Origin of the sequence: Pseudomonas sp. AD21 (assembly GCF_002878485.1) — a bacterium.
Taxonomy (GTDB): Bacteria; Pseudomonadota; Gammaproteobacteria; order Pseudomonadales; family Pseudomonadaceae; genus Aquipseudomonas.
This window is the reverse complement of the sequence record NZ_NQYG01000050.1, coordinates 17,446-39,040: the sequence shown is the minus strand read 5'-3', so window position 1 is coordinate 39,040 and position 21,595 is coordinate 17,446. Positions and strand designations below refer to the sequence as shown.

At 57.1% G+C, this 21,595-nt stretch carries 21 protein-coding genes and 3 pseudogenes; 3 read left to right on the top strand and 21 right to left on the bottom strand.

Annotation, left to right across the window (positions count from 1 at the left end; genetic code table 11):
* Nucleotides 1-230: 230 nt before the first annotated feature.
* The 12 genes and pseudogenes from PseAD21_RS22785 to PseAD21_RS22735 form a co-directional block, all read right to left on the bottom strand.
* Nucleotides 231-593 carry a DUF2314 domain-containing protein gene (locus tag PseAD21_RS22785; RefSeq protein WP_102357986.1) on the bottom strand — a complete coding sequence of 121 codons (363 nt, stop codon included), beginning with the start codon at nt 591-593 and terminating at the stop codon, nt 231-233.
* Between the two features lie 269 nt (nt 594-862).
* Nucleotides 863-1,258 (bottom strand): hypothetical protein, encoded by a 396-nt coding sequence (locus PseAD21_RS22780; protein WP_102357985.1) that lies wholly within the window; start codon nt 1,256-1,258, stop codon nt 863-865.
* Between the two features lie 53 nt (nt 1,259-1,311).
* Entirely contained in the window at nt 1,312-2,184 is an 873-nt protein-coding gene (locus PseAD21_RS22775; RefSeq protein ID WP_102357983.1) for an ankyrin repeat domain-containing protein, read from the bottom strand.
* A gap of 262 nt (nt 2,185-2,446) precedes the next feature.
* Nucleotides 2,447-2,710, bottom strand: a complete 264-nt coding sequence (locus tag PseAD21_RS22770) for a PAAR domain-containing protein (protein ID WP_011333757.1) — start codon at nt 2,708-2,710, stop codon at nt 2,447-2,449.
* A gap of 177 nt (nt 2,711-2,887) precedes the next feature.
* Nucleotides 2,888-3,286, bottom strand: a complete 399-nt coding sequence (locus PseAD21_RS29675) for a hypothetical protein (protein WP_158242605.1) — start codon at nt 3,284-3,286, stop codon at nt 2,888-2,890.
* A 326-nt stretch (nt 3,287-3,612) separates the two neighbouring features.
* Nucleotides 3,613-5,913: pseudogene (locus PseAD21_RS22765) on the bottom strand (RHS repeat-associated core domain-containing protein); the annotation flags it as partial.
* A 555-nt stretch (nt 5,914-6,468) separates the two neighbouring features.
* Nucleotides 6,469-7,125: a DUF2931 family protein gene (locus tag PseAD21_RS22760; RefSeq protein WP_102357982.1), complete on the bottom strand. Its 657-nt coding sequence runs from the start codon at nt 7,123-7,125 to the stop codon at nt 6,469-6,471.
* 18 nt (nt 7,126-7,143) lie between these two features.
* Nucleotides 7,144-7,800, bottom strand: a complete 657-nt coding sequence (locus tag PseAD21_RS22755; protein WP_102357980.1) for a DUF2931 family protein — start codon at nt 7,798-7,800, stop codon at nt 7,144-7,146.
* Nucleotides 7,801-7,830: 30 nt separating this feature from the next.
* Nucleotides 7,831-8,484, bottom strand: a complete 654-nt coding sequence (locus tag PseAD21_RS22750; RefSeq protein ID WP_102357979.1) for a DUF2931 family protein — start codon at nt 8,482-8,484, stop codon at nt 7,831-7,833.
* Nucleotides 8,484-10,021 (bottom strand): annotated as a pseudogene (locus tag PseAD21_RS22745) (DUF2235 domain-containing protein). The gene PseAD21_RS22750 and the pseudogene PseAD21_RS22745 overlap by 1 nt, the downstream one beginning before the upstream one ends.
* 139 nt (nt 10,022-10,160) lie before the next feature.
* Complete coding sequence (locus PseAD21_RS22740) at nt 10,161-10,523, bottom strand: DUF6124 family protein (protein WP_025111373.1); 363 nt, start codon at nt 10,521-10,523, stop codon at nt 10,161-10,163.
* 574 nt (nt 10,524-11,097) lie between these two features.
* Nucleotides 11,098-11,619, bottom strand: a pseudogene (locus PseAD21_RS22735) (GNAT family N-acetyltransferase).
* A 232-nt stretch (nt 11,620-11,851) separates the two neighbouring features.
* Here PseAD21_RS22735 and PseAD21_RS22730 point away from each other — a divergent pair.
* Complete coding sequence (locus tag PseAD21_RS22730; protein ID WP_102357978.1) at nt 11,852-12,244, top strand: carbohydrate-binding module family 20 domain-containing protein; 393 nt, start codon at nt 11,852-11,854, stop codon at nt 12,242-12,244.
* A 20-nt stretch (nt 12,245-12,264) separates the two neighbouring features.
* Here PseAD21_RS22730 and PseAD21_RS22725 read toward each other — a convergent pair whose 3' ends face one another.
* The 8 genes from PseAD21_RS22725 to PseAD21_RS22690 form a co-directional block, all read right to left on the bottom strand.
* Nucleotides 12,265-12,759, bottom strand: coding sequence for a GNAT family N-acetyltransferase (locus PseAD21_RS22725; protein ID WP_102357977.1), 495 nt, complete (start codon nt 12,757-12,759; stop codon nt 12,265-12,267).
* Between the two features lie 13 nt (nt 12,760-12,772).
* The gene (locus tag PseAD21_RS22720) at nt 12,773-12,988 is read right to left on the bottom strand and encodes a DUF4287 domain-containing protein (protein WP_102357976.1); all 216 of its coding nucleotides are present in this window, start codon (nt 12,986-12,988) and stop codon (nt 12,773-12,775) included.
* A 154-nt stretch (nt 12,989-13,142) separates the two neighbouring features.
* The gene (locus tag PseAD21_RS22715; RefSeq protein ID WP_102357974.1) at nt 13,143-13,721 is read right to left on the bottom strand and encodes a LysE family translocator; all 579 of its coding nucleotides are present in this window, start codon (nt 13,719-13,721) and stop codon (nt 13,143-13,145) included.
* 68 nt (nt 13,722-13,789) lie between these two features.
* Complete coding sequence (locus tag PseAD21_RS22710; RefSeq protein ID WP_102357973.1) at nt 13,790-14,629, bottom strand: AraC family transcriptional regulator; 840 nt, start codon at nt 14,627-14,629, stop codon at nt 13,790-13,792.
* Between the two features lie 102 nt (nt 14,630-14,731).
* On the bottom strand, nt 14,732-15,427 hold the full coding sequence (gene arsH, locus PseAD21_RS22705; RefSeq protein WP_102357971.1) for an arsenical resistance protein ArsH: 696 nt from the start codon (nt 15,425-15,427) through the stop codon (nt 14,732-14,734).
* Nucleotides 15,428-15,436: 9 nt separating this feature from the next.
* Entirely contained in the window at nt 15,437-15,907 is a 471-nt protein-coding gene (locus PseAD21_RS22700) for an arsenate reductase ArsC (RefSeq protein WP_102357970.1), read from the bottom strand.
* 26 nt (nt 15,908-15,933) lie between these two features.
* Nucleotides 15,934-16,281 carry a metalloregulator ArsR/SmtB family transcription factor gene (locus tag PseAD21_RS22695; RefSeq protein ID WP_102357968.1) on the bottom strand — a complete coding sequence of 116 codons (348 nt, stop codon included), beginning with the start codon at nt 16,279-16,281 and terminating at the stop codon, nt 15,934-15,936.
* A gap of 182 nt (nt 16,282-16,463) precedes the next feature.
* On the bottom strand, nt 16,464-17,348 hold the full coding sequence (locus PseAD21_RS22690; protein WP_102357967.1) for a LysR family transcriptional regulator: 885 nt from the start codon (nt 17,346-17,348) through the stop codon (nt 16,464-16,466).
* Nucleotides 17,349-17,481: 133 nt separating this feature from the next.
* Here PseAD21_RS22690 and PseAD21_RS22685 point away from each other — a divergent pair, with 133 nt between their 5' ends.
* Together PseAD21_RS22685 and PseAD21_RS22680 are read left to right on the top strand one after the other, a co-directional pair.
* A complete protein-coding gene (locus tag PseAD21_RS22685; protein ID WP_102357965.1) occupies nt 17,482-19,131 on the top strand; it encodes a GMC family oxidoreductase in 1,650 nt (549 codons plus the stop codon).
* A 146-nt stretch (nt 19,132-19,277) separates the two neighbouring features.
* Nucleotides 19,278-20,900, top strand: coding sequence for an MFS transporter (locus PseAD21_RS22680; RefSeq protein ID WP_102357964.1), 1,623 nt, complete (start codon nt 19,278-19,280; stop codon nt 20,898-20,900).
* Nucleotides 20,901-21,021: 121 nt separating this feature from the next.
* Here PseAD21_RS22680 and PseAD21_RS22675 read toward each other — a convergent pair whose 3' ends face one another.
* The gene (locus PseAD21_RS22675) at nt 21,022-21,390 is read right to left on the bottom strand and encodes a DUF427 domain-containing protein (RefSeq protein WP_102357962.1); all 369 of its coding nucleotides are present in this window, start codon (nt 21,388-21,390) and stop codon (nt 21,022-21,024) included.
* Between the last annotated feature and the right edge of the window lie 205 nt (nt 21,391-21,595).

Genomic DNA, 21,595 nt, shown 5'->3' with positions numbered 1-21,595 from the left:
CTCAAGACGATCAGGTTATGAGCGTTTTTACACACTCTGGGCCAAAAGCGGCCGTTCGCAAGTGGCCGCTAACGGGCCAAAAACGGACGGTTACGTAGCGCTTAGCAGGCCTCACTTGTGGCCTGGAGCTGACTACAAAACTGGGGTCGATTCAGGGCGTGCTCATGCGCTTACCGATACCGCTGGCGAATGAGTGCGAGTGGGTATGCCTACCTAGGTGCGCGCACTCCCTACGAACCTTCCCTATGGTTGCCGCTGTTATAAATATAGATAACGTGATTTGGCAGAAAGCAGACCTCCATACCAGCCTGAATCCTATCAGTGCAATAAGGGGCGTTATCGAGCTGCCCTATATACAGATTTCCGACTCGACCCTTGACGATAACCCACATGCGCTCGACGCAGACTTCTTCTGCTCCGCGCTCATCGGTGGCAACGATTCTAAAAATCAGCTTAACAAGCTGTTGTGCTTGGAGGCTATTTCTAGCATCTCTCGGTGGAAGCCAGAAGCTTGTAGGGAATTCATTGTGGATGGCTTCGGCGTCGTCCAACTCCCAGCCATCTCTATTGATGTCAGCTAACGTTGCTTCCATAACCCCTCAAAAAGCTCATATTATGATTATAACCAGCAGGAGTAACGCCACATTCCTCAGCGTTATGCCAGTAATACCTCGGGCACCCCAGACGTCTACTTCAGAAGCTATCCTACCGTCACATAATCAGCCGGGCGCCGCCCGAAGAAACGATGCCATCTCCCCTGCCGCAATTTTGTAAGGCGGCATGCGACAAAAATCTCTACGTTTTCGGACTAGCGAAATACGCTCGGGATCAGCGAGCGTCATTCAAAGCTGGACTGTATAGGTTAGAGACCCATACGCTTCAGTCCTTGGCGCATACCTTGATCAGCCTGCTCACACCATTGTTTGAGAGTGAGGCTCGGCGGCAAATTGCTTTCCAGGCTCTTGTATTCCCCGTTGACCAACGCTTCCCCCTTACGGCCAAACTCTTCGTTCCTGTCGCCGTCACGCTTATCGAAATCACCAGGCATGTTGCCAACGAATGCAACCATCTTGTTTGCGTTCTCGGCGCTGTCTGCTTTCAGGATCCCCTTGTCGACACAGCTTTTGATCAGACCTGACATGTTGCGACCGTTGTCGTACACCCCTTTCAGGGTGGCGGCATCCTGTCCTTCGGCGTGGGCGAGGGAGCAGGTGCCGAAAGCTGCTGCCATGGCGAGAATTAAAGAAGCGATCTTCATATTTATTCCTTTAAATTTCAGAGAGCATTGAGCTCTGTTTGGCTCGATTGTTTTTACTGGAACAACTTAATAATGGATTCGGAATACAAATCCGGTACATCTTTTACTGATTTGAGTATGTTTTGACGGACGGTCTGACCTTTAACACTCGGGTCTTGTGCCACATATTTCGGGGGGAAAGCCGGTGCATCTTTATCAGCGCCGGCAGCCAGCAAAGCCTTCGTGCAATCCGGGTTGCTACGAATTGCACTTTCCAGCAATGGAGTGCCAACAGGCCATGCCTGCTGTTGAGGTGCGAAAGTATCAACGGAAGTGCCAGCCTTGTGTAGCAGGGCAATCCGCTGTTCAGCTTGTGGATCCGGTTGATCGTTCAATGCATAGGCGCGCTCACAAACGTAATGCAGCGGTGTAGAACCCACCTTGCTGACGCCATAGGGATCGGTACCAGCAGCGATCAACAGCTTGATCAATTCCAGATTGTTCGCACCTTTGCCGATCAGTGGAGAAAATCCCTGAGGCGTCAGCATCCGGGCATCGGCACCGGCCTGCAGCAGTAACTTTGTCACTTCGACCGACGACGGATTTTCTATTCCCACGGCTGCAATAAGTGGGGTATTGGTTCCGCCTTGAGCAATCACATTGGTGTCGGCACCCGCTTTGATAAGGCTCTGCACTATGGGCACTGAGTCCTTCATATCTTCTGGATCACCCATATGCCCCAATATGGATAACAGTATTGTTTCACCGTTATCGCTGATTGGTTGATTGACATCGATAGGAAACTCGAGAAGCCGATCTACCAGCACTGGACTCCTGTAATAAGCTGCATGCCATAGAATAAGCGCGTCAGGTTTCGCGCCATTCGCAAGCAGTTTGTTTACGCTATCCAGGTCTTTCTGTTCTTTTGAATACGCGTATTGAAGCACAGCAGTATCCAATTTCTTATAGGTGTCAATTGGCTGCGCTTGCGCTATGTTCGTGCTACAGAAGCAAGCACCTGCGACACATGCAACCCACAGGCGGTTAAAAACAGAATTTAAATTCAGCTTATAAAACTCATGATTGGGTAGTTAGCATCTACATTCAGACAATGCTAAAAGAACGACTTCATTCACGCTTCAATTGCCTTAGAACGGACGACGGGAGTCCGTGCCCTGGAGATAGGCAATCCATTCACAAAATGTGGACTCAGCTGACAACCGCTCCTTTTGGGCCACTGGCAATCAGCGCGGCACCACAGGCGGTTTTCATGCCGTCGAGCGCGATGGGCGTGCCGTCGACGGTATAGGTACTACTGCCCTCGGCAATCGGGAAAATCCCCTTGCATAACGGGCAACTGACCTTGTGACCGACCCCGGCAATTGGCTTGCCGTTAAGGTCGGTTCGGGAGAAGGCTTCGAGCACCTTGCCACCATGGGTGGTGGAGTCGCCCAAGCGGATTGCGTCTTTCATGTCGTCACTCCTTTGGCTAGAGAACTGATAGTCCGCTCAGATCTGAATTATATGAGCACCCGAAACTCAAGGGGCACTCAATCAAACCAGAACTCCTTTCCATTAAGCATCTGCAAAAAAAGCCTGCCTAATACTCCATTCAATTTACTTGACTACAAATATTTTCACGAGGATCACCTATCCCTCAAGCTCATAAACCTCAATATCACGACCAATAATATATAGATCTCCATCCTGGCGCATTTCATCAATCGATGCTGGATCAGCATCCAAAGCGTAATTACCATCAATATCCACACACCAATAGTTGTCGAATTTCAACAACCGAACCCCCGAGCAAATTGAATTAAATTGATGCCCACTAACTTTTGCACTCAGCTCTTCAACACCACGGACAACCACTTTAACCTTCTTCCAAACATTTCCATCAACTCGATAATCTCTGACATGAAATAAAACCTGTGCCGCGAGTCGCTCGCCGGGCACATAATTAAACTCAAACGACAATAGCAACCCATCTTCGAAACGATGAAAAGCTTGCAATATCTCACTTATTTTTTCTGCAGACTCTGACATTCTCATTTACCTATAGGTGTCGAAGGTTGTATGCCGCCGGGTAACTTCGCCCATCCTTCGGGAACCTTACTTGGTTCAAGATGGACAGCATTAGGGCCATGACCCGCTGCGAGGTTGCCTGGTGGTTCGATTAAATGGCCATGCCCTGAAACCGCACCACTACCATGGTTTTTAAAGTCTACCTGCCCCATTGCTTCACCATGTTCATTGTATACAGTGTTTTGAACAGCAACCTGGCCTGTTTTGTCGGTTTTTGTATAAATCGAATTTGGAGTAGCACCATCACTTCTTGGTCGCTCACTCCCAACGAAGTGCCCACCAATTCCACAACTACACTCAGAAGTTAATCCATATGGGTCTACCCAATTCACCGGGTTAGGGGCATAAGAAAATAGATTGATGCCTCCTGAGTACCCAATCGGATCCTTACTGATGAACCGCCCGACTAACGGGTCGTAGTACCGATACCGGTTATAGTGCAGCCCAGTTTCATGATCATGGTACTGCCCCTGAAACCGAATCGGGTTCGCAATACCTTGCTGCTGCGCCCATTCAGAACGCTGTTCCCGCACCGCTCCCCAAGCCTTGTACTGGGCGCTCCACGCAAGCTCACCCTTTTGATCCGTTAGCTCCTGCGGCGTGCCCAGATGGTCGCACTGGTACCACGTCAGCACATCAATCGACGGCGATACCGGTGAGTGATTCCACAGCGGATCCTCATCTAGGCTGTAGTCTTCGTCATAGCTTGGCAATCCCATCAAGTTGATGGAACTGTGCGTCAGTGCCTGGGCCACGGGAATGAATGTGTCCGGCTCGAAGATGTAGTGAACCGTTCTCCCCGCCTCGCCATCCTGCTGTGCAGGACGACTTTCCCATGCCAGGTTGTCACCATCCCAGCCGTAGAGCGTAAAGCCGCAGCCGTGCTCACGCTGCACCCGGGCGTGTTCATTTCGGTTCCACAGCGAGCCGGCCTCTGGTCGCTGCTTGTAGTGCACGTTCGAGTGCTTGAGCAGGCGTCGCCCCAGGGCGTCGTAGGTGTATTTCACCGACAGTCGGGCATCATTGAAGTGCACCAAGCGATCAAACAGATCCCAGCGCATCTCGCCGTACGCCCCGCTATGCCAGCGCTTGATCTGATTGCCGCGATCGTCGTATTCGTAATGGGTGCCGGCGTATTCGCGCAACAGGTTGTCGAGCAGTTTGCTGCGCGGTGGTGTCAGCTCCAGCGGGCGACGGGTCTCGGTAGCTCTCTCGTCCAGCAAATTTCCCGCAGGATCGAAGTCGAAGGTTTCTACACCCAAACGGCTCGCGGCACTGAGCAATCTGCCGACCGGATCGTAACGATAAGACAGCGAACCGCGACGGCTATCATTGATATCGGTCAGTTGGCCGGCGGCGTCGTAGGTGTACTCACGTTTGAGCAGTACGGATTTATCATCACTTCTGCCGAGCAATTGTTCCTGTAATCGTCCTGCTGGATCCCATTTCTGAGTCTGTACCAGCCGGTTGCCTTGATGACGTGCCACCTCCCGGTGCATGTCATCGCGCTCGTAGCCAAGCAGCTCATGCTCGTTGAGGCGCAATGCCAGGAGATGGCCGCTGCCATAGGTCAGCCAACTGACTCGATGACCATCCGGACGCGTGGTCGCAATACGCTGGTTGAGTACGTCGTACTCGTGCTGCCAGACCGCAACCAAAGGCTTTTCCAGCCCCAGGTAATGTTGGTGTTCGCGCAGCAGATTGCCGGCCGGGTCGTGGAACCATTGCAGGCGGCTGTCGGTATTGTCGGCCAGCACCATGTTGCCGTTGCCGTCATAGGCGAAAGTTTCGCTTTGCGACTGATCGCCCAAGGTCGCGCGACGTTCAGTTACACGGCCCATCGGGTCGAAACTCAACGAGATGACGCGTTGGCCATTGATCGTTTGGGCGAGGCGGCCGGTGAGTGGATCGTACTGATAACGCGTGCTGCGCCCATCGAAACCGCGCTCTTCGAGCAGGCGTCCGACCGGGTCGTAGTGGAAGTGGGCGCGTTGTTCGTTTTCGTTTTCCAGGGCGGTTAACCGTCCGAGGCGGTCCCAGCGATAGCGCAGGGTTTGCTCGGCGGCATCGACACGTTCGGCGATCAAACCGGCCGCGCTGTAGCTCCAGGTGGTGCAGCGATCGAGACCGTCGACATGCGTCAACAGCCGGCCTTCAGCGTCGCGTTCAAAGCGCTCTTCAGTCTTGTCCGGGTGCTTGATCAGCACCAGTTGGCCAGCCTTGTATTCATATTCGGTGGCGTTACCGGCGGCGTCGGTGAAGCAGATCATCTGCCCCTGTTCGTTGTATTCCCAGGCGCTGGTCTTGCCTGAGCAGTCGACGTACTCGACCATTTGCCCGGCGTCGTTGTAGTCCAACGTCTTTTCGTTGCCGTTGGCGTCCTTGATCGCGGTGGGCTGACCGGATTTGTTGTAGGCGTATTCGGTTTTGTTGCCCAGCGGATCGAGCGCTTCGACCAGATTGCCTTGGTCGTCATAGGCGCGCTGCCACTGACCACCCTCGGCATCACTGATTTTGATCAGCATGTCTTGGTCGTCGTAGGCGTAATGCATCACCGTGTGATCGGCGCGGATGTGGTGCAAGAAGTTGCGCACTTGGCTGCAGGCCGCGATCTACTTGGGCTGTAGCGATTTATCGAGCCAAATATGCGGAACAAGTGCGCAAGAAGTTGCGCACTTTCAAAAAAGCTTCCCCAACACATCAACGGCTGAAATTTTGATGGAGGCAGACCAAAGCAGCACTTCAGCACAGCCGAAAATCAGAGGCACTCCCTTTCCAAAACCGTGAGAAATCGCAACCCAAGCCTGGCCCGAAGGAGCCACACTTTTTATTTTCCAAGACAGTACGGGGCTGCCAGATTTCCCTTCGATCACGAGATCTTCAAACAGATACGACCTAGTCGCTATGCCATGGGCTTAACGGCGACTCATACTGTAGGCCTTTGACATACCGACCTCACCAACGACTTTTGAAGGAGGACGGAACTGTTCTCTACCCAGACCTTCATGTAATTCGGCTGAACGAACACTAATTCCCATCATGGATATTTAGGGTCGTTCTTCGCTGAAAGCGGATCGTTTGACTGGCACCCGCTGATCAACAGAACACAAAGCATCGTTGTAAGTAGTTTCATCAGTTGACGGTTACCAACTCCCAAGCGGAATGCCGTACTTGTCGATGTAGCGCTGGGCCTTCTCACTCACCGGATAGGCATAGCGCCCACCGTGCTTCCCCTGCTCCGGGCCTAGTGGTTCAAGTTCGCCTTGGCCATGAGCGACTTGGATCGGTCGGTGACATGAATCTCTGACCCACGCTCGTAGTACACCCCCTGGGGCCAGGCCCACGTACAGCGAGGCCATGTATCGAGCGGTCCTTTCAGGAGTTTCCGGGCAACGCTGGTGCGTTGAATCCAACATCAATTGCCTCGCTGACTCTGGAATTTCAATGAAACCCTTGTAGGTCTTCTGCTCTGATATGGACTGCCAACGGACGAAGATGAGTTTGGGAAGATCGGCACCGGTTACCGGAATACCGGAACCACTGACCGTGCCCCAACCACGGGCTGACTCTGTGCCATCTTCTGGTTCGCCTCCGGCGGCGGTGCTTCCGCCCGCCTTGAAAAAAGTCCTGTTTTTGATGTCCAGGACTGAACTGTCTTCTACCCAAACCTTCATGTAGTCCGGTTCAGTGAAAGCCAGCCCCCACCACTCGGATTTCGGATCGTTCTCGGCAGAAAGCGGATCAGTAGTTTGACATCCTGCTAATAGCAATACGCATAGCAGTGTTATGACCTGCTTCATGGCTGGTGGCCTGATGGTTTACCAACTTCCATAAGGGACGCCGTACTTCTCGACATACAGCTTCGCCTTTTCACTCACTGGATAGGCATAGCGACCACCGTTTTTCCCTTGTTGTGCACCCAGCGGCTCAATTTTGCCCTGACCTCTAGCGACCTTAATGGGATTCCGGCATGAGTCTTTTACCCAAGCCTGTAGAACGCCACCTGGAGCAAGACCTATGTAAAGAGACGCCATGAAACGAGCAGTTTTAGCCGGTGTCTCCGGGCAACGTTGATGTGTGGATGTCACCATCAACCGCCGGGCTTCTTCAGGAATATCAATGAACCCGCGATAGGTTTTCTGCTCTGTGATGGACTGCCAGCGAACGGAAATGTGTTTTGGAAGGTCGGCCCCCGTGACAGGCATTCCCGAGCCAGTCACTGCTCCCCAGCCTCGAGCCGATTCGGTCGAGATGTCGGGTTCTTCTGAAGCGGCAGTGCGTTTGCCCGCTTTGAAAAACACCTTGTCATTGACGTCTTGAACGGAGCTGTCCTCCACCCAGACTTTCATGTAGTTCGGCTCAACGAACACCAATTCCCACGACGAATATTTAGGGTCATTTTCGCCTATTTCTGGGCCACTGATTTGGCAGCCGGACAACAATAAAGCACCCAGCAGTGCAATCGTTGCTTTCATTACGGATGTCCACTCAGGTAATTGTCACGACTACCAACTTCCATATGGAATGCCGAATCTGTCGATATACCGCATGGACTTTTCGCTGACGGGATACGCATAGCGCCCTTGGTTCTTACCTTGGCTAGGCCCTAGCGGTTCAACCTTTGCCTGTGCTCTGGCGACTTTGACAGGATGGTGGCATGAGTCTCTAACCCATACTTGCACAACGCCGCCAGGAGCCAGGCCCAAGTAGAGAGACGCGTTATAGCGCCCCTCTTGTTCGGGTGTTTTCGCGCAGCGCTGATTGACGGATTCAAACATGAGTTGTCTGGCTTCCTCTGGGATATCTATCCAGACCTTGTACGTTTGCGGTTCAACAATGGATTGCCAACGGACATAGATCCGTTTGGGAAGATCCGCACCAACAACACTTTTTCCGGTGCTTCCCACGCCGTGCCAACCACGAGCAGAGTCGGTGCCGTCTTCCGGTTGGCCGCCTGATGCGGATCCTCCGCCAGTGTGCAAGAACGTCTCACCCTTGATGTCTTCTACGGCGGAGTCCTCTACCCAAACCTTCATGTAATGAGGCTCGGTGAACGCAAGCTCCCACCATGGAGACTTCGGATCATTTTTTGTTGAAAGCGGATCGGCATGACAGCCGGTCATGAGGACTGCACAGAGCAGGCATGTTAGAAGTCTCATCAAAAAAGCGTCCAGTCGGGTACGTGGGGATGTTGTACGCGTATGCCGTCAGGGGTGGGAGCATTGATGTACACCGCTCTCACACCGCTTCCATCTCTCCGGCCTAGTGGATGGTTCCAGTTTGCGGACGTGTGAATGTACTTGAGTTTGAGCATTCGCTCTTCTTCTGGCGTAGTTCTGTAGTCACCAGAGACAAATCGATCACACATAGCTTGAAGTTCTGACGGAAGCGCCAGATCAGGCGTGTCTGAAATGTCGTTGAACCGCACGCCTTTGTCCTTCGCCATTTTATGCATCACACGCAGATAGACTCGGGACAGCAAGCCACTGACCGGACGCTTGAGCTGTACGGCGGCATACACGTGTTTGACACGTGGGCTCATACGGTCTTGCGGACTGTTCGGCATCAACAGCGCAGGTGGCGTGACGATTTCCAGCATCTCGGACGGCCAACCATCCGCGATCCACTGATTTTTTACTGTCACCGCATCGCGGTAAATCGAAGTGGTGAGAACATCCGCTTGGAGGGGGACTTCTAGTGCTTGCATAGGGCTGACAAGCACACATTCCTGCGCTTCGTCGAGGTAACTACCTCCGATATCGGAGTGAACACCTGGCAAAGTGATCTCCAGATGAGCAGGCTTTACACGGCTGAGCGCAAAGTTGCCTCGGCATTCATCACGCGCAACCAAATGGACGACGTCGGTGAAAAAACGACGATCCAGGTAAAGCTTGATGCCCGTTGCAATGGGGCTTTTCACGTTGCCGAAATTGGACCAGCCAGCTATTGACGGAACTGTATCGAACAGCCCGATAAAGCCCATTCTGATATCGGCATTGTATTGATCAATAAAGGTCTTGCTGAACGCTTCAGAATTGCTACGTAGCACTTCACCTAAGGGACCTTGCTTGCCACGCACGACTTCATTGGAAAAGTGCCGGGCAGCAGCTGCACCACGGCTGAATCCAAATGTGTCGAAGGTCAGCGAAGTCACTTCGCTACCCGGGTTATCGTTCAAGAGTTCTTTGATACGTAATTTGATCGATGCAAACGAAGACTGAACCCTACTTGCAACTCCGGTCTCACCTCGCCCGGCTCCACCCCCAAAGGTGCTATCTTGCTTACCCGCTTGGGTGCCAATGCCCTCTACATAAATCATGCGGAAAGCTTTCGGAGCCCCTCACCTTCGGCTCCCTCTGGGGCGTCGTAGAGCTCACTCAGTTTTTTAACATTGGTAGGGCCAGCACCATAGCTGCTGTCCGGATCCTTCATATAGGGCTGACAGCTAGCAGGAATATCCTGCGGCGCAATCGGATGCTGCGCACCGCACAGCAACCCCGCCGCCGTGTTATTCGCATTGTTGCCGGTACCATCAAAGAACACGCCAATCCTCAACGCAATGCCGATTTTCTCAGGCTCGCGCGCAGGTTCTTTCCCGTGTTTCTCGTACTCGGCCCAACGCTGGGCGTGGATGTCGACGGGTTTGGCTTCTTCGTAGCGGTGATTTTTGGGCGGGTTGGGAACGTAGCCACTCAATCCTTGATTTCCTTGTTCTGATCCTTGAGAACGGGCCGAAGGGTGACAGCCGAGGCTTGGGGGCGCAAGGCGTGGCCGTGTGCCAGCGGGGTAGATGTCGCTGGGTGCGACGAGGGTTTGGGCTCGTCGCACGGGTTAGTCAGTGGGCGATTTCGACGTTGTCGAGGGCCTGGTTTACGGCGAGTTCGCCGAGCATCACGACTTGGGCGATGCCCAGTGCAGTTTTGCGGTGGGAGGTGTCGAGCATGGCGGCGAAGTTGTTGAGCATTTCGCTGGCGGAGCCGAGGGTTTCGCTGGCGTTGGCGAGCAGGGATTCGGTGTCGCACTTGGGGTTGGCGAGGTACATGGGTTCGGGTTTGTGGGTGCTGGCCATGATTTGGCTGGCCGGGGTGAGGTAGTGGTCGAGGGCGCGTTCTGCGGCTTCGTGGAGTTTTTTGGAATCGAGGGTTTCGTAGGGGGATGCGAGGTCGGTTTCTGGGGGATTGGGTGTTGGTTTGATCATGGTGAAACTCCTAGTTATTGAAGAGGAGCCTTCACCTTCGCTACCAAACGAAGGGTGGCGGCCACACGCGGGTTGGTAGACCGGTAACTAGGACCCGGCACACCCGAAGGTGTCCTGCGCATGGCCACCATTGAGCAGAGACCTGAAGAGGTCTGCGAAAGGTGCGCGATGCGACTAGTTATGGCGGGCTACCAAACCCGATCACTGTTTTTCAGCGACCGACAGACGATAGAACCCGCGACCTAGACGCACAAGCCGGCGGATTCTGGCTTAGTCGTAGCCGATGGCGCAAGGCGTTGTAGGGCGTAGGTGGTTGCTGGAGGCCTCGTTTAAACAGTGGAGGTTTTACTGTTTATTTCGGTCAGAGATTGATCGAGTGACTGGGTGGGCGTCTTCGCGAGCAAGCCCGCTCCCACAGGGAGCTGTGGCTGGGTTTGGATTGGTGGTGGCTGGGCGTGTGCCATCGCTAGCAGGCTAGCTCCCACAGGGATTTTTGGTTGGTTTGGGATTTGGGGTGGCTGGACTGGCGTTATCGCGAGCAGGCTCACTCCCACAAGGGAAGGATGTGATCGGATTAGCGGGCACTTTGCTGGATTTGGAATATCAGGCTGGGGGCTTTGTTCGGGACGTCGTCCAGCACGTCGAAGCGGTGCATGCCGATTTTCTCCAGGACCCGGATGGACGCGACATGATCGGGTCTGACCAGGCCGAACACTTCGGGCAATCCGAGGTGGTCGAAGGCATGGGTCAGCGCGGCTTGCGCGGCCTCTGTGGCGTAGCCCTGGCCCCATGCTTCAACGGCGAAGCGATAGCCGAGATTGGTGACCGATTTACCCAGGTAGTCATGGGCGGCGATGCCGGCGAATCCGAGGATTTGTTGAGGATTTTGTGCGCTCCTGATCGCCCACCATCCGTAGCCGTGGGTCGCCCAGTGTTACAGCCAGCGGTCCAGCAACGCTTCGGCCTGGGCGATGTCGGTCATGGGGCCGGCGGGGTTGAACAGGTTGGTTTGCGGGTCACCGAAAATTGCGAAAACGGTGGGCAGGTCTGCTTGCTGTGGGCGTCTGTAGAGCAGGCGTGGTGGTGTGGCTGACATGATCAATACCTTGGAGTTTTGGGCGATTCAGCCAGTCATGGGTTGGCGGGGCTGACGCCATCGCGAGCAGGCTCACTCCTGCAGATGCTGTGAATGTGTTTGATCATCTGCGGGAATAAGGCTTGCCGCCCGGTATCGCCAAGCGATCTGAAAGACTAGCAGTTCTTACAGGTCTCTTTAAATTTGCGCGGAGATAAGCTGGCGCGGATAAAGGTGAACTGAGGAATTAAGCATGAACCGCATTTCTTACTTGTTGCCACTGAGTGTTCTGCTCATGGCGATTTTGCCGGCAAACGGCTATGCCGGTGCCACTTGGACGTATTCGCTCCCAGTAAATTTTCGCTGTGATAATGGCGTAACGACCATGGGCTACAGCGTCTATGTGGAAGGTAATACCAAGGAGTTGGGGAACGACAAAGCAGCTGAAGCCTTTAAACTCACCCCATCTGCCTACCCTTCCTGGACCGGTAAGGTAACCTTCTTGAACTTGAAGCCCGATGATGTCGTGACATGGAAATGCATCATTCGTAATGAGACTAACCCGGGCGATGTAAAAGACGAGGGCCCTGAAAATAATGTAACTCTGTCCTTTAAATCGACGCCTCAGGCCACGGCAAGCTTCTGAGGTCGACACATAGGCAGCGGTTACAGGCCAGAAGGTTGGCCTCGGTGGCGCGTCATATTGATCAGCGCCACACGCCTCCCCCCCGACGCCGCGCGCTCTTCGATGGAGAACGGCACGAACCCGAGTTTCGGGTAAAGCAGCAACCCCGCAGTGTTTTCGTTGAAGCAGGAAAGCTGCACTTCCCTGGCCTGATACTTTTCGAAGCCGACGGCGGTCATGGTTTCGACAATGTAGCGAGCGACGCCCTGACCACGGGCGTAAGGCGCGACGATCACGTTGCCGATGCAGCAGATGCCGTTGCTTTCAGCACGGTAGAAGTTGGCGAAACCGACGAACTCGCCGTTGGCCAAAAACGCCGTGGAGTCGAAGCGCTGGCTGATCGCGCTGTGCATCTGTTCTTCCGTCAGCGGGTACTGCGCTTTCGGGAACATGAAGTACAACTCTTGAACGCCCTGCGGAAATCCGCACAGGATTTTGACGTCGTCGGCCGTCACTGGCCGGTGGGAGAAATTCATCGCTGCCCTGCCCTCACTGTTTGCCTGCCGCCAAGTGATGCGCCACCAGCGCGTTGGCATGGCCGTGGCCCATGCCGTGTTCTTCCTTGAGCCACGCCACCAGTTCCATGTGCTTCTTGTCGGTGACGCCGGCGAGCAGGTTCAGCCAGTGGTCGATGGGCTGGCCGTACTTCTTTTCGATGGAGGGGAAGTACGACGCCGGGCCTTTTACCTTGTTGTCTTCGCTCATGCTGCAAGCTCCCTGTGGTCACGACGGAGGGTCGGCGGACGCTCCTTGTCGGCATGCCATAGAGTGGACGCGAAGTGTGATTCGGGCAACTGAACGTTCTGCCAGAAAACACAAAACCTGTGGGGGCGTGTCTGGATTGGAAGTTTGCGCCCGCTCAGCGGTGCAACAACGCAGCCGCGGATGAGACGACCAGCAGCACCGCCAGAATCCGGTTCAGCCACTGCAACTGCGCGGGGTTGCTCAGCCAGCGCGCCGCGCCGCGACCCAGCAGCGCCCAGAGCGCCAGACACGGCAATGACACCAGAAAGAATGCCAGGCACAACGCATTCAACCCCTGCCCCTGTGCGGTAAACACGCTGATCACGGCAATCGCCATCATCCACGACTTGGGGTTGACCCACTGCAACAGGGCCGCGCCGACCAGCCCCAGTTCCGATTTTTCCTCACCGGCAGCGGGATCGATGGCCGTGGCCGGCGCCGTGAAGATCTGCCACGCCAGCCACAGCATCCAGCACATCCCCAGCGCACTGATCACCGGGCGCACGCCGGGCAGCATCAGCGTGCTGGCACCCGCACCGGCAACCCACACCAGTGACGCAGCGCCCGCCCCCGCACCGAGAATGATCGGCAGGCATGGCCGCCAGCCATGTCGGGCACTGGTGCTGAGTACGATCAGGTTGGTCGGCCCCGGAGTGATCGAGGCAACGAAAGCAAAGAGGATGAACGCAAGCATGGCACGGCCCTGTAGAAAGTCAGGGCCTACTGTGGCAGTTACATAAAGCTGTGGTCTTGAACGTTTGTTCAGCGGCGAAAGGCGCCAAGCGTTCGTTGCTGATAGGCCCCCGGCGTGATGCCGTAGGCGCGCACAAACCAGCGGCCCAAGTGGCTTTGATCGGCAAAACCGAGCCTGCTCGCGACGTCAATCGGTTGCACCCCGGCGGCCAGCAATTGCCGGCCACGGATCAGGCGCAACTGGATCAGCCAGGCATGCGGCGCCAGACCATAGGCAGCCTTGAAGGCTCGGGTCAGGCGAAAGCGATCAGTACCGCAGACTTCGGCCAGGGTGTGCAGGCTGATGTCCTGCTCGTGATAGGCCATCAGGTAGTCGCGGGCCTGCCGGGCTATCAGTGGCGCACGCAGTGCAGCAGAGGGTTGCGGGCGTCGATAGAGGTGCCGCGCCAAGCGCTCGAGCAGCGCATCCAGCGCCACTTCGCGGACCATGCGCACGTCCTGTTTATGCAGAGCATTGAACGCGAACAAGGTGGCGCGAGCCAGTTCCGGATCATCGTTGAGCACATTGCCAATGCCCGGCAAGCCGCCCGCGCAGCCGTCCAGTTGCAGGCCGTCCAGCGCCTGTTCCAGCCACGCCGGTTGCAGGTACAGCATGCGATAGGTGAAGCCGTCCGGGCTCGGCGCGTCGCCGTCATGAATGTCCCCGGGTTCGAGCATGAAGACTTTGCCCGGAGTACTGTCATGCCGTGCCCGGCGGCTGTTGAAGCGCTGCACGCCTTGTTCGGTGAAGCCGATCAGGTAGGTCTCATGCCAATGAGGATCGTAGGCGTGCGCGTGCCCGGCAAAATGCGCGTGCAGGGTTTCGATGCCGGTTTCCCGGTCGTGGGCAAGGTCGATCCAGTTACTCATGGCTTGAATACAGTAATGGGCTGGCGCCAGTAATCCATAAATGCCTGTGAACGGCTAGAAGGTTTGTGCACTGCCCGACCGACGAACGCGTGTTGCTGCGGCTCAGATCGAACGCTGATTGACCCGCGTCATCAACTGCTCGGCGCTCTCCTTGCGTTCGGAATAGCGATCCACCAGAAAGTCCTGGCGGTCGCGCAACAGCACGGTGAACTTGACCAGTTCTTCCATCACATCGACCACGCGATCATAGAACGGCGACGGTTTCATCCGCCCCGCCTCATCGAATTCCATGAAGGCCTTGGGCACCGAAGACTGATTGGGGATGGTGAACATGCGCATCCAGCGCCCCAGCACGCGCAGCTGATTGACCACGTTGAACGACTGCGAACCGCCGCAGACCTGCATCACCGCGAGGGTTTTACCCTGGGTCGGGCGCACCGCGCCAAGCTCCAGCGGAATCCAGTCGATCTGTGCCTTGAACACCGCCGACATCGCGCCGTGGCGTTCCGGCGAACACCAGACCTGACCTTCCGACCACAGCACCAGTTCGCGCAGTTCCTGGACCTTGGGATGATCGACCGGCGCATCGTCCGGCAACGGCAAACCGGACGGATTGAACACCCGGGTTTCCGCGCCGAAGTGCTCCAGCAAGCGCGCGGCCTCCTCCACCAGCAGCCGGCTGAAGGAGCGTTCGCGGGTCGAGCCGTAGAGCAACAGGATGCGTGGTTTGTGCTGATCCGGCGCGGCTGTTCGACCTTCGAACAGGCTCAGGTCGAGGTTGGGCAGATGCTCTGACATAAATCCTCCTTACAGCGCGCCGATGCCATCAAGCGCGGTTTTCAATTGGTCGCGGCTGAGGCGCTTGAACGGCAGTTCGAGGAAGGCTTTGCAGCGTCGCTCGATATGCGCCAGCGTGGCGCGGAACGCCGCGTCTATCGCTGCTTCGTCACCCTGCACATCCGACGGGTCCGCCAACCCCCAATGGGTTTTCAGCGCCGGGCCGAAGTACACCGGACAGCTCTCGCCGGCCGCCTTGTCGCACACGGTGATAACGATGTCCGGCGGGCAACTTTCGAAGGCGTCGTTGCCTTTACTGTACAAGCCGTCAATCGAAACCCCGGCCTGCTGCAAGGTGCTCAGGCTGCGCGGCAACACCTGGCCCTTGGGGAAACTGCCGGAGCTCACCGCCTCGAAACCTTGCGGCGCGAGATGATTGAACAACGCTTCGGAAAGAATGCTGCGGCAACTGTTGGCCGTGCACATGAACAGGACTCGCATGGATGGCTCCCGAAAAAATAAACGATTTAGCAGCAGGCGGTTTCGCGGGCAGGACGGCCGTCCATGTTCTGCAGGCGGCAGGCGTTGTCCCTGAGCCAATCGGCGTTGGCCTTTGCGGTGACTTGCAGGATCTCGTGCACCCAACCCGGCAGATCCGGGTTGAGTCGGTAATACACCCACTGGCCCTGGCGGCGATCAAGCAACAAACCGTTGCTGCGCAGTTGCGCCAGGTGGCGGCTGATTTTCGGCTGGCTGTCTTCGAGCGCACACATCAGCTCGCACACACACAGCTCACCCTGTTCGGCAATCAACAGAGTGGCGCGGACACGGGTTTCATCGGCCAGGCTTTTGAACAGTTCGGTGGGCGTGAGCATGGGGCGGACTCGAACATATGGAAAACCGAATATACGGATATCCATATATTATTCAACCCCAAATGCGGCCCCTTGTAGGAGTGAGCCTGCTCGCGATAGCGGCGTATCAGGCAACTTCTACTTCACAGACATACTGCTATCGCGAGCAGGCTCACTCCTACAGGGGATTTTTGTCAGCTGGCCTATCCACGCAACAGCCCCTGCTCCGCCTCGCACAACCCGACCACGTAATCCCAGACCACCCGCAGCCGCACCGACTTGTGCAACTCGCGCCGGGTGCTGATCCAGTAACTGCGCTCGATGCTCTCGTCCGGCAGCAACGGCACCAGATCCGGGTCGGACGCGGCCATGTAGCACGGCAGCACAGCAATGCCCAAACCCGAACGCGCCGCTTCCTGCTGCGCAATCACGCTGGTGCTATGGAATACAACGCGCGGGCTGCGGCAGAAACTGTTGAGGAACATCAGCTCCTGGCTGAACAGCAGATCATCGACATAGCCAATCCACGCGTGCCGCCCGAGGTCTTCGCGGCTGCGCAAGGGTGGCGCGCTGTCGAGGTAGCGTTGGCTGGCGTAGAGCGCGAGGCGGTAGTCGGTGAGTTTGCGGGTAACCAGCATGTCGGCGGCCGGACGCTCGAGGTGGATGCTGATTTCCGCCTCGCGGTTGAGGATGCTGACAAAGCGCGGCACCGCGACCAGTTCCACTTCCAGCCCCGGGTAGCGCTCGAACAGGCCGATCATGCGGCTGGCGAGAAATTTGATGCCGAGGCCTTCGGTGACGCCAACGCGGATCTTGCCCAGCGGCGCGGTGGACTGGGTGATTTCTTCCTGCGCCAGCAGCGCGACGTTTTCCATGGTTTCGGCGTGCTTGAGCAGCGCCTCCCCCGCCGGGGTCATTTCGTAGCCTTGGGCGTGCTGAACGAACAGCGCGGTGCCGAGGCTTTTTTCGATGGCCTCGATGTGCCGGGCGACGGTGGCGTGAGTGGTGTTCAAGCGCCGGGCGGCGGTGAGCAGGCGACCGCTGCGTTGCAGTTCGAGAAAAAACCGCAGGTCGTTCCAGTCGAACATGGCGGGTCCTTGTCAGCTATCGTCAGTTGAGGCTGTTTGAAAACGCACAGCGGCTGCGCAAAAACTAACATTCTTTTGACGAAAGCTAACAACTAGAGTGTCCGACAATAAAAACAAAAAGCGAGGTCAGGGAATGCAGACTTCCCTTGAGGAATACGACTACATCGTGGTCGGCGCCGGTCCCGCCGGGTGCTTGCTGGCCAATCGACTGTCGGCGGACGCACAGCAACGCGTGTTGCTGCTCGAAGCCGGCGGACGCGACAACTATGCATGGATTCACATCCCGGTCGGCTACCTGTTCTGCATCGGCAACCCGCGCACCGACTGGTGCTTCAAGACCGAAGCGCAACCCGGCCTGCAGGGTCGCAGCCTGAGCTACCCGCGCGGCAAAGTGCTGGGTGGCTGCTCCTCCATCAACGGCATGATCTACATGCGCGGCCAGGCCGGCGACTACGACGGCTGGGCGGCCGAAGGCAATCCAGGCTGGGCCTGGAACGACGTGCTGCCACTGTTCAAACAAAGCGAAAACCACTTTGCCGGCGCCGCTGAATTCCACGGTGTCCAGGGCGAATGGCGCGTCGAACAGCAGCGCCTGTCGTGGCCGATTCTCGATGCCTTCCGCAGCGCCGCCGAGCAGAGCGGCATCGCCAGCATCGATGACTTCAATCAGGGCGACAACGAGGGTTGCGGCTACTTCCAGGTGAACCAGAAAGCCGGGGTGCGCTGGAACGCAGCCAAGGCCTTTCTCAAACCGGTTCGTGACCGGGCCAATCTGACGGTGCTGACCGGGGTCGAGGTGGATCGCGTGCTGCTGGAAAACGGCCGTGCGTCGAAGGTCAGCGCACGTCATGCAGGCCAGGTGAAAAGCTTCAAGGCGCGCAAGGAGATTGTGTTGTGCGCCGGCGCTGTGGGTTCGCCGAGCATTCTGCAGCGCTCCGGAATCGGCCCGCGTCCGTTGCTGGAGCGCCTCGGCATCGGCGTGATGCATGAGCTGCCGGGAGTTGGCGGCAACCTGCAGGATCACCTGCAACTGCGCCTGATCTACAAACTGGAAAACGCCCGAACCCTCAATCAGATCGCCGGCAGCGTGTGGGGCAAGATGGGCATGGGCCTGCGTTATCTGTATGACCGCAGCGGCCCGTTGTCGATGGCGCCGAGTCAGCTCGGGGCGTTTGCCCGATCCGGGCCGGAGCAGACCTCGGCCAACCTCGAATACCACGTGCAACCTTTGTCGCTGGAACGCTTTGGCGAGCCGTTGCACAGCTTCCCGGCATTCACCGCGTCGGTGTGCGACCTGCGTCCGCGGAGTCGTGGGCGGATCGACATCCGTTCGGCAGACCCGCAAGCCGCGCCGCTGATCCAACCCAATTACCTCAGCCATCCCGAAGACCTGCGCGTGGCCGCCGATGCCATTCGCCTGACCCGGCGCATCGTCAGCGCCCCGGCCCTGCAAGCGTTCAAACCGGTGGAGTACCTGCCCGGTGACAGCCTGCAAAGCGAAGCGCAACTGCACGAAGCCGCAGCACGAATCGGCACAACGATTTTCCACCCGGTCGGCACCTGCCGCATGGGCCAGGACGCCGACGCGGTGGTCGATGCGCAACTGCGCGTGCATGGCGTACCCGGCCTGCGCATTGCCGACGCCTCGATCATGCCGCGCATCACCTCGGGCAACACCTGCTCGCCTACGCTGATGATTGCCGAAAAGGCTGCACAGCTGATCCTTTCTCCACCAGTAAACACCGCCCCTGTAGGAGTGAGCCTGCTCGCGATGACTGAATAACATTCAACGTCTGCATTGGCTGATACGCCGCTATCGCGAGCAGGCTCACTCCCACAAGGGGACCGCGTTCATTCAAGGCATCGCGCATCACCCGGACACATAACACCAGTGGAACAACAAAAACAATCACTGTGAGGGATACCGATATGTCAGAACACGCTCAGCCGCTGGACGCCGCGAGCGGCGCCAGCACCAGCAATGCCACGCAGAAAGTCATCTTCGCTTCGTCCCTGGGGACGGTGTTCGAGTGGTATGACTTCTTCCTCTACGGCGCCCTCGCGGCGGTCATCAGCAAGCAGTTTTTCGCCGGGGTCAACGACACCACGGCGTTCATCTTCGCGTTGATGGCCTTTGCCGCCGGGTTTATCGTGCGGCCTTTCGGGGCGCTGGTGTTCGGTCGGTTGGGGGACATGATCGGGCGCAAATACACCTTCCTCGCGACCATCATCCTGATGGGCATCGCCACGTTCTGCGTCGGCCTGCTGCCGACCTACGCCAGCATCGGCATCGCCGCGCCGATCATTCTGGTGGTGCTGCGCATGCTGCAGGGTCTGGCGCTGGGTGGTGAATATGGCGGCGCCGCGACCTACGTCGCCGAGCACGCGCCAATCGGCAAGCGCGGTTTCCACACCAGCTGGATCCAGTCCACCGCGACCCTCGGCCTGCTGCTGTCGCTGCTGGTGGTGCTCGGTTGCCGCTACTTCACCGGTGACCAGTTCGAAGTCTGGGGCTGGCGCATTCCGTTCCTGCTGTCGATCGTGCTGCTGGGCATTTCCACCTGGATCCGCCTGAGTCTGCACGAGTCGCCGGCGTATCTGAAAATGAAAGAGGAAGGCAAAACCTGCAAGGCGCCGATCCGCGAATCCTTCGGCAAATGGGAAAACCTCAAGGTCGTGCTGATCGCCCTGTTCAGCATCAACGCCGGGCAAGCGGTGACCTTCTACGCCGCGCAGTTCTACGTGCTGTTCTTCCTCACGCAGTTCCTGAAAATGGACCCGGCGGTGGCTAATACCTTGCTGATCATCAGCGTGGTGATCGGCGCGCCGTTCTTCATCATTTTCGGCTGGCTGTCGGACAAGGTCGGGCGCAAACCGGTGCTGATGCTCGGCCTGTTGCTGGCGACGGCGTTGTACTTCCCGATCTTCAAATCCCTGGCCCACTACGCCAACCCGGCGATCGATCAGGCCAGTCGTCAGGCACCGATCACTGTGCTGGCGGATCCGGCGACCTGCACCTTCCAGTTCGACCCGGTGGGCAAGGCCAAATTCGACAGCCCGTGCGACAAGGTCAAGACCTTCCTGGTCAAGCAGGGCCTGCCCTACTCCAGCGCCGCCGCCCCGGCCGGCAGCGGCGTGCAGGTGAGCATCGGCGACGTGAAGATCGACGGCTACGACGAAGCGGCCCTGCGCGGCGCAGTCACCCTCGCCGGCTACCCGCAACAAGCAGACATGCAGCAGATCAACAAACCGATGATCGTCGCCTTGATCGTCGCACTGATCATCATCTCGGCCATGTGCTACGGCCCGCTGGCCGCACTGATGGTCGAACTGTTCCCGACGCGTATCCGCTACACCTCGATGTCGCTGCCGTATCACATCGGCAATGGCTGGTTTGGCGGATTTCTGCCGACGGTGTCGTTTGCGCTGGTGGTGTACACCGGGGATATCTTCTACGGGCTGTGGTACCCGGTGCTGATTACCGGGGTGAGCCTGGTGGTGGGGATGATCTGTCTGCGTGAGACCAAAAATATCGATCTGGACAAGAACTGAAATCGAACTGATTGAACTTGTGGCGAGGGGATTTACCCCCAATGGAGTGCGCAGCAGTCCCGTTTTTCCGGGGCGCTACGCGCCCCATCCGGGATAAATCCCCTCGCCACAGATGCATGTTTCAGGCATCAGCCTTGATCACCTCGAACTTCACCTGATCCGGATAAAACGCCACATAGTCCTTGATCGGCTGGACCGAGATTTTCGGTTTCTCGTAAGTCCACACCGCATTCGCCCCCTCATGCCCCGGTACTTGCAGGCTGAAGTAATTGGCATCGCCCTTGTACGGGCAGTAACTGGTGTGGTCGGTGCGGGCGAAGTATTTTTCGTCGATGTCCTCGCGGGGCACGTAGTACACCGATGGGTAATTGGCCTCGTTGAGGATCAGCACGTGAGAGGACGCAGCGACCTGGATGCCGTGGAATTTCACCAGCAGGCAACCGGGGAGTTCTTCGAGGGTGATGACGGGGTTGAGGCCGGAGGTTTTCATCGGGGTTTCTCCTGAATACGGCGAAGAGACCGGTTCAGGTATAGCCCATAGGTTCAGGCCGGGGTGATTTTGCAGCCGAACGGTCAAAAGCCCCTCACCCCCGCCCTCTCCCGGAGGGAGAAGGCGCCGACCGCGTTGTCTTGCGCTCAACATCGACCTGAACGTGCTTTTTCGATGATGGATTCGGCGAAGCGTTATCAGGTCG

What these genes read in the sequence shown, in the direction of transcription:
- PseAD21_RS22785 (WP_102357986.1), bottom strand. Translation starts at nt 593, where the DNA reads ATGGAAGCAACGTTAGCTGACATCAATAGAGATGGCTGGGAGTTGGAC.
- PseAD21_RS22780 (WP_102357985.1), bottom strand. Translation starts at nt 1,258, where the DNA reads ATGAAGATCGCTTCTTTAATTCTCGCCATGGCAGCAGCTTTCGGCACC.
- PseAD21_RS22770 (WP_011333757.1), bottom strand. Translation starts at nt 2,710, where the DNA reads ATGAAAGACGCAATCCGCTTGGGCGACTCCACCACCCATGGTGGCAAG.
- PseAD21_RS29675 (WP_158242605.1), bottom strand. Translation starts at nt 3,286, where the DNA reads ATGTCAGAGTCTGCAGAAAAAATAAGTGAGATATTGCAAGCTTTTCAT.
- PseAD21_RS22760 (WP_102357982.1), bottom strand. Translation starts at nt 7,125, where the DNA reads ATGAAGCAGGTCATAACACTGCTATGCGTATTGCTATTAGCAGGATGT.
- PseAD21_RS22755 (WP_102357980.1), bottom strand. Translation starts at nt 7,800, where the DNA reads ATGAAAGCAACGATTGCACTGCTGGGTGCTTTATTGTTGTCCGGCTGC.
- PseAD21_RS22750 (WP_102357979.1), bottom strand. Translation starts at nt 8,484, where the DNA reads ATGAGACTTCTAACATGCCTGCTCTGTGCAGTCCTCATGACCGGCTGT.
- PseAD21_RS22740 (WP_025111373.1), bottom strand. Translation starts at nt 10,523, where the DNA reads ATGATCAAACCAACACCCAATCCCCCAGAAACCGACCTCGCATCCCCC.
- PseAD21_RS22730 (WP_102357978.1), top strand. Translation starts at nt 11,852, where the DNA reads ATGAACCGCATTTCTTACTTGTTGCCACTGAGTGTTCTGCTCATGGCG.
- PseAD21_RS22725 (WP_102357977.1), bottom strand. Translation starts at nt 12,759, where the DNA reads ATGAATTTCTCCCACCGGCCAGTGACGGCCGACGACGTCAAAATCCTG.
- PseAD21_RS22720 (WP_102357976.1), bottom strand. Translation starts at nt 12,988, where the DNA reads ATGAGCGAAGACAACAAGGTAAAAGGCCCGGCGTCGTACTTCCCCTCC.
- PseAD21_RS22715 (WP_102357974.1), bottom strand. Translation starts at nt 13,721, where the DNA reads ATGCTTGCGTTCATCCTCTTTGCTTTCGTTGCCTCGATCACTCCGGGG.
- PseAD21_RS22710 (WP_102357973.1), bottom strand. Translation starts at nt 14,629, where the DNA reads ATGAGTAACTGGATCGACCTTGCCCACGACCGGGAAACCGGCATCGAA.
- arsH (WP_102357971.1), bottom strand. Translation starts at nt 15,427, where the DNA reads ATGTCAGAGCATCTGCCCAACCTCGACCTGAGCCTGTTCGAAGGTCGA.
- PseAD21_RS22700 (WP_102357970.1), bottom strand. Translation starts at nt 15,907, where the DNA reads ATGCGAGTCCTGTTCATGTGCACGGCCAACAGTTGCCGCAGCATTCTT.
- PseAD21_RS22695 (WP_102357968.1), bottom strand. Translation starts at nt 16,281, where the DNA reads ATGCTCACGCCCACCGAACTGTTCAAAAGCCTGGCCGATGAAACCCGT.
- PseAD21_RS22690 (WP_102357967.1), bottom strand. Translation starts at nt 17,348, where the DNA reads ATGTTCGACTGGAACGACCTGCGGTTTTTTCTCGAACTGCAACGCAGC.
- PseAD21_RS22685 (WP_102357965.1), top strand. Translation starts at nt 17,482, where the DNA reads ATGCAGACTTCCCTTGAGGAATACGACTACATCGTGGTCGGCGCCGGT.
- PseAD21_RS22680 (WP_102357964.1), top strand. Translation starts at nt 19,278, where the DNA reads ATGTCAGAACACGCTCAGCCGCTGGACGCCGCGAGCGGCGCCAGCACC.
- PseAD21_RS22675 (WP_102357962.1), bottom strand. Translation starts at nt 21,390, where the DNA reads ATGAAAACCTCCGGCCTCAACCCCGTCATCACCCTCGAAGAACTCCCC.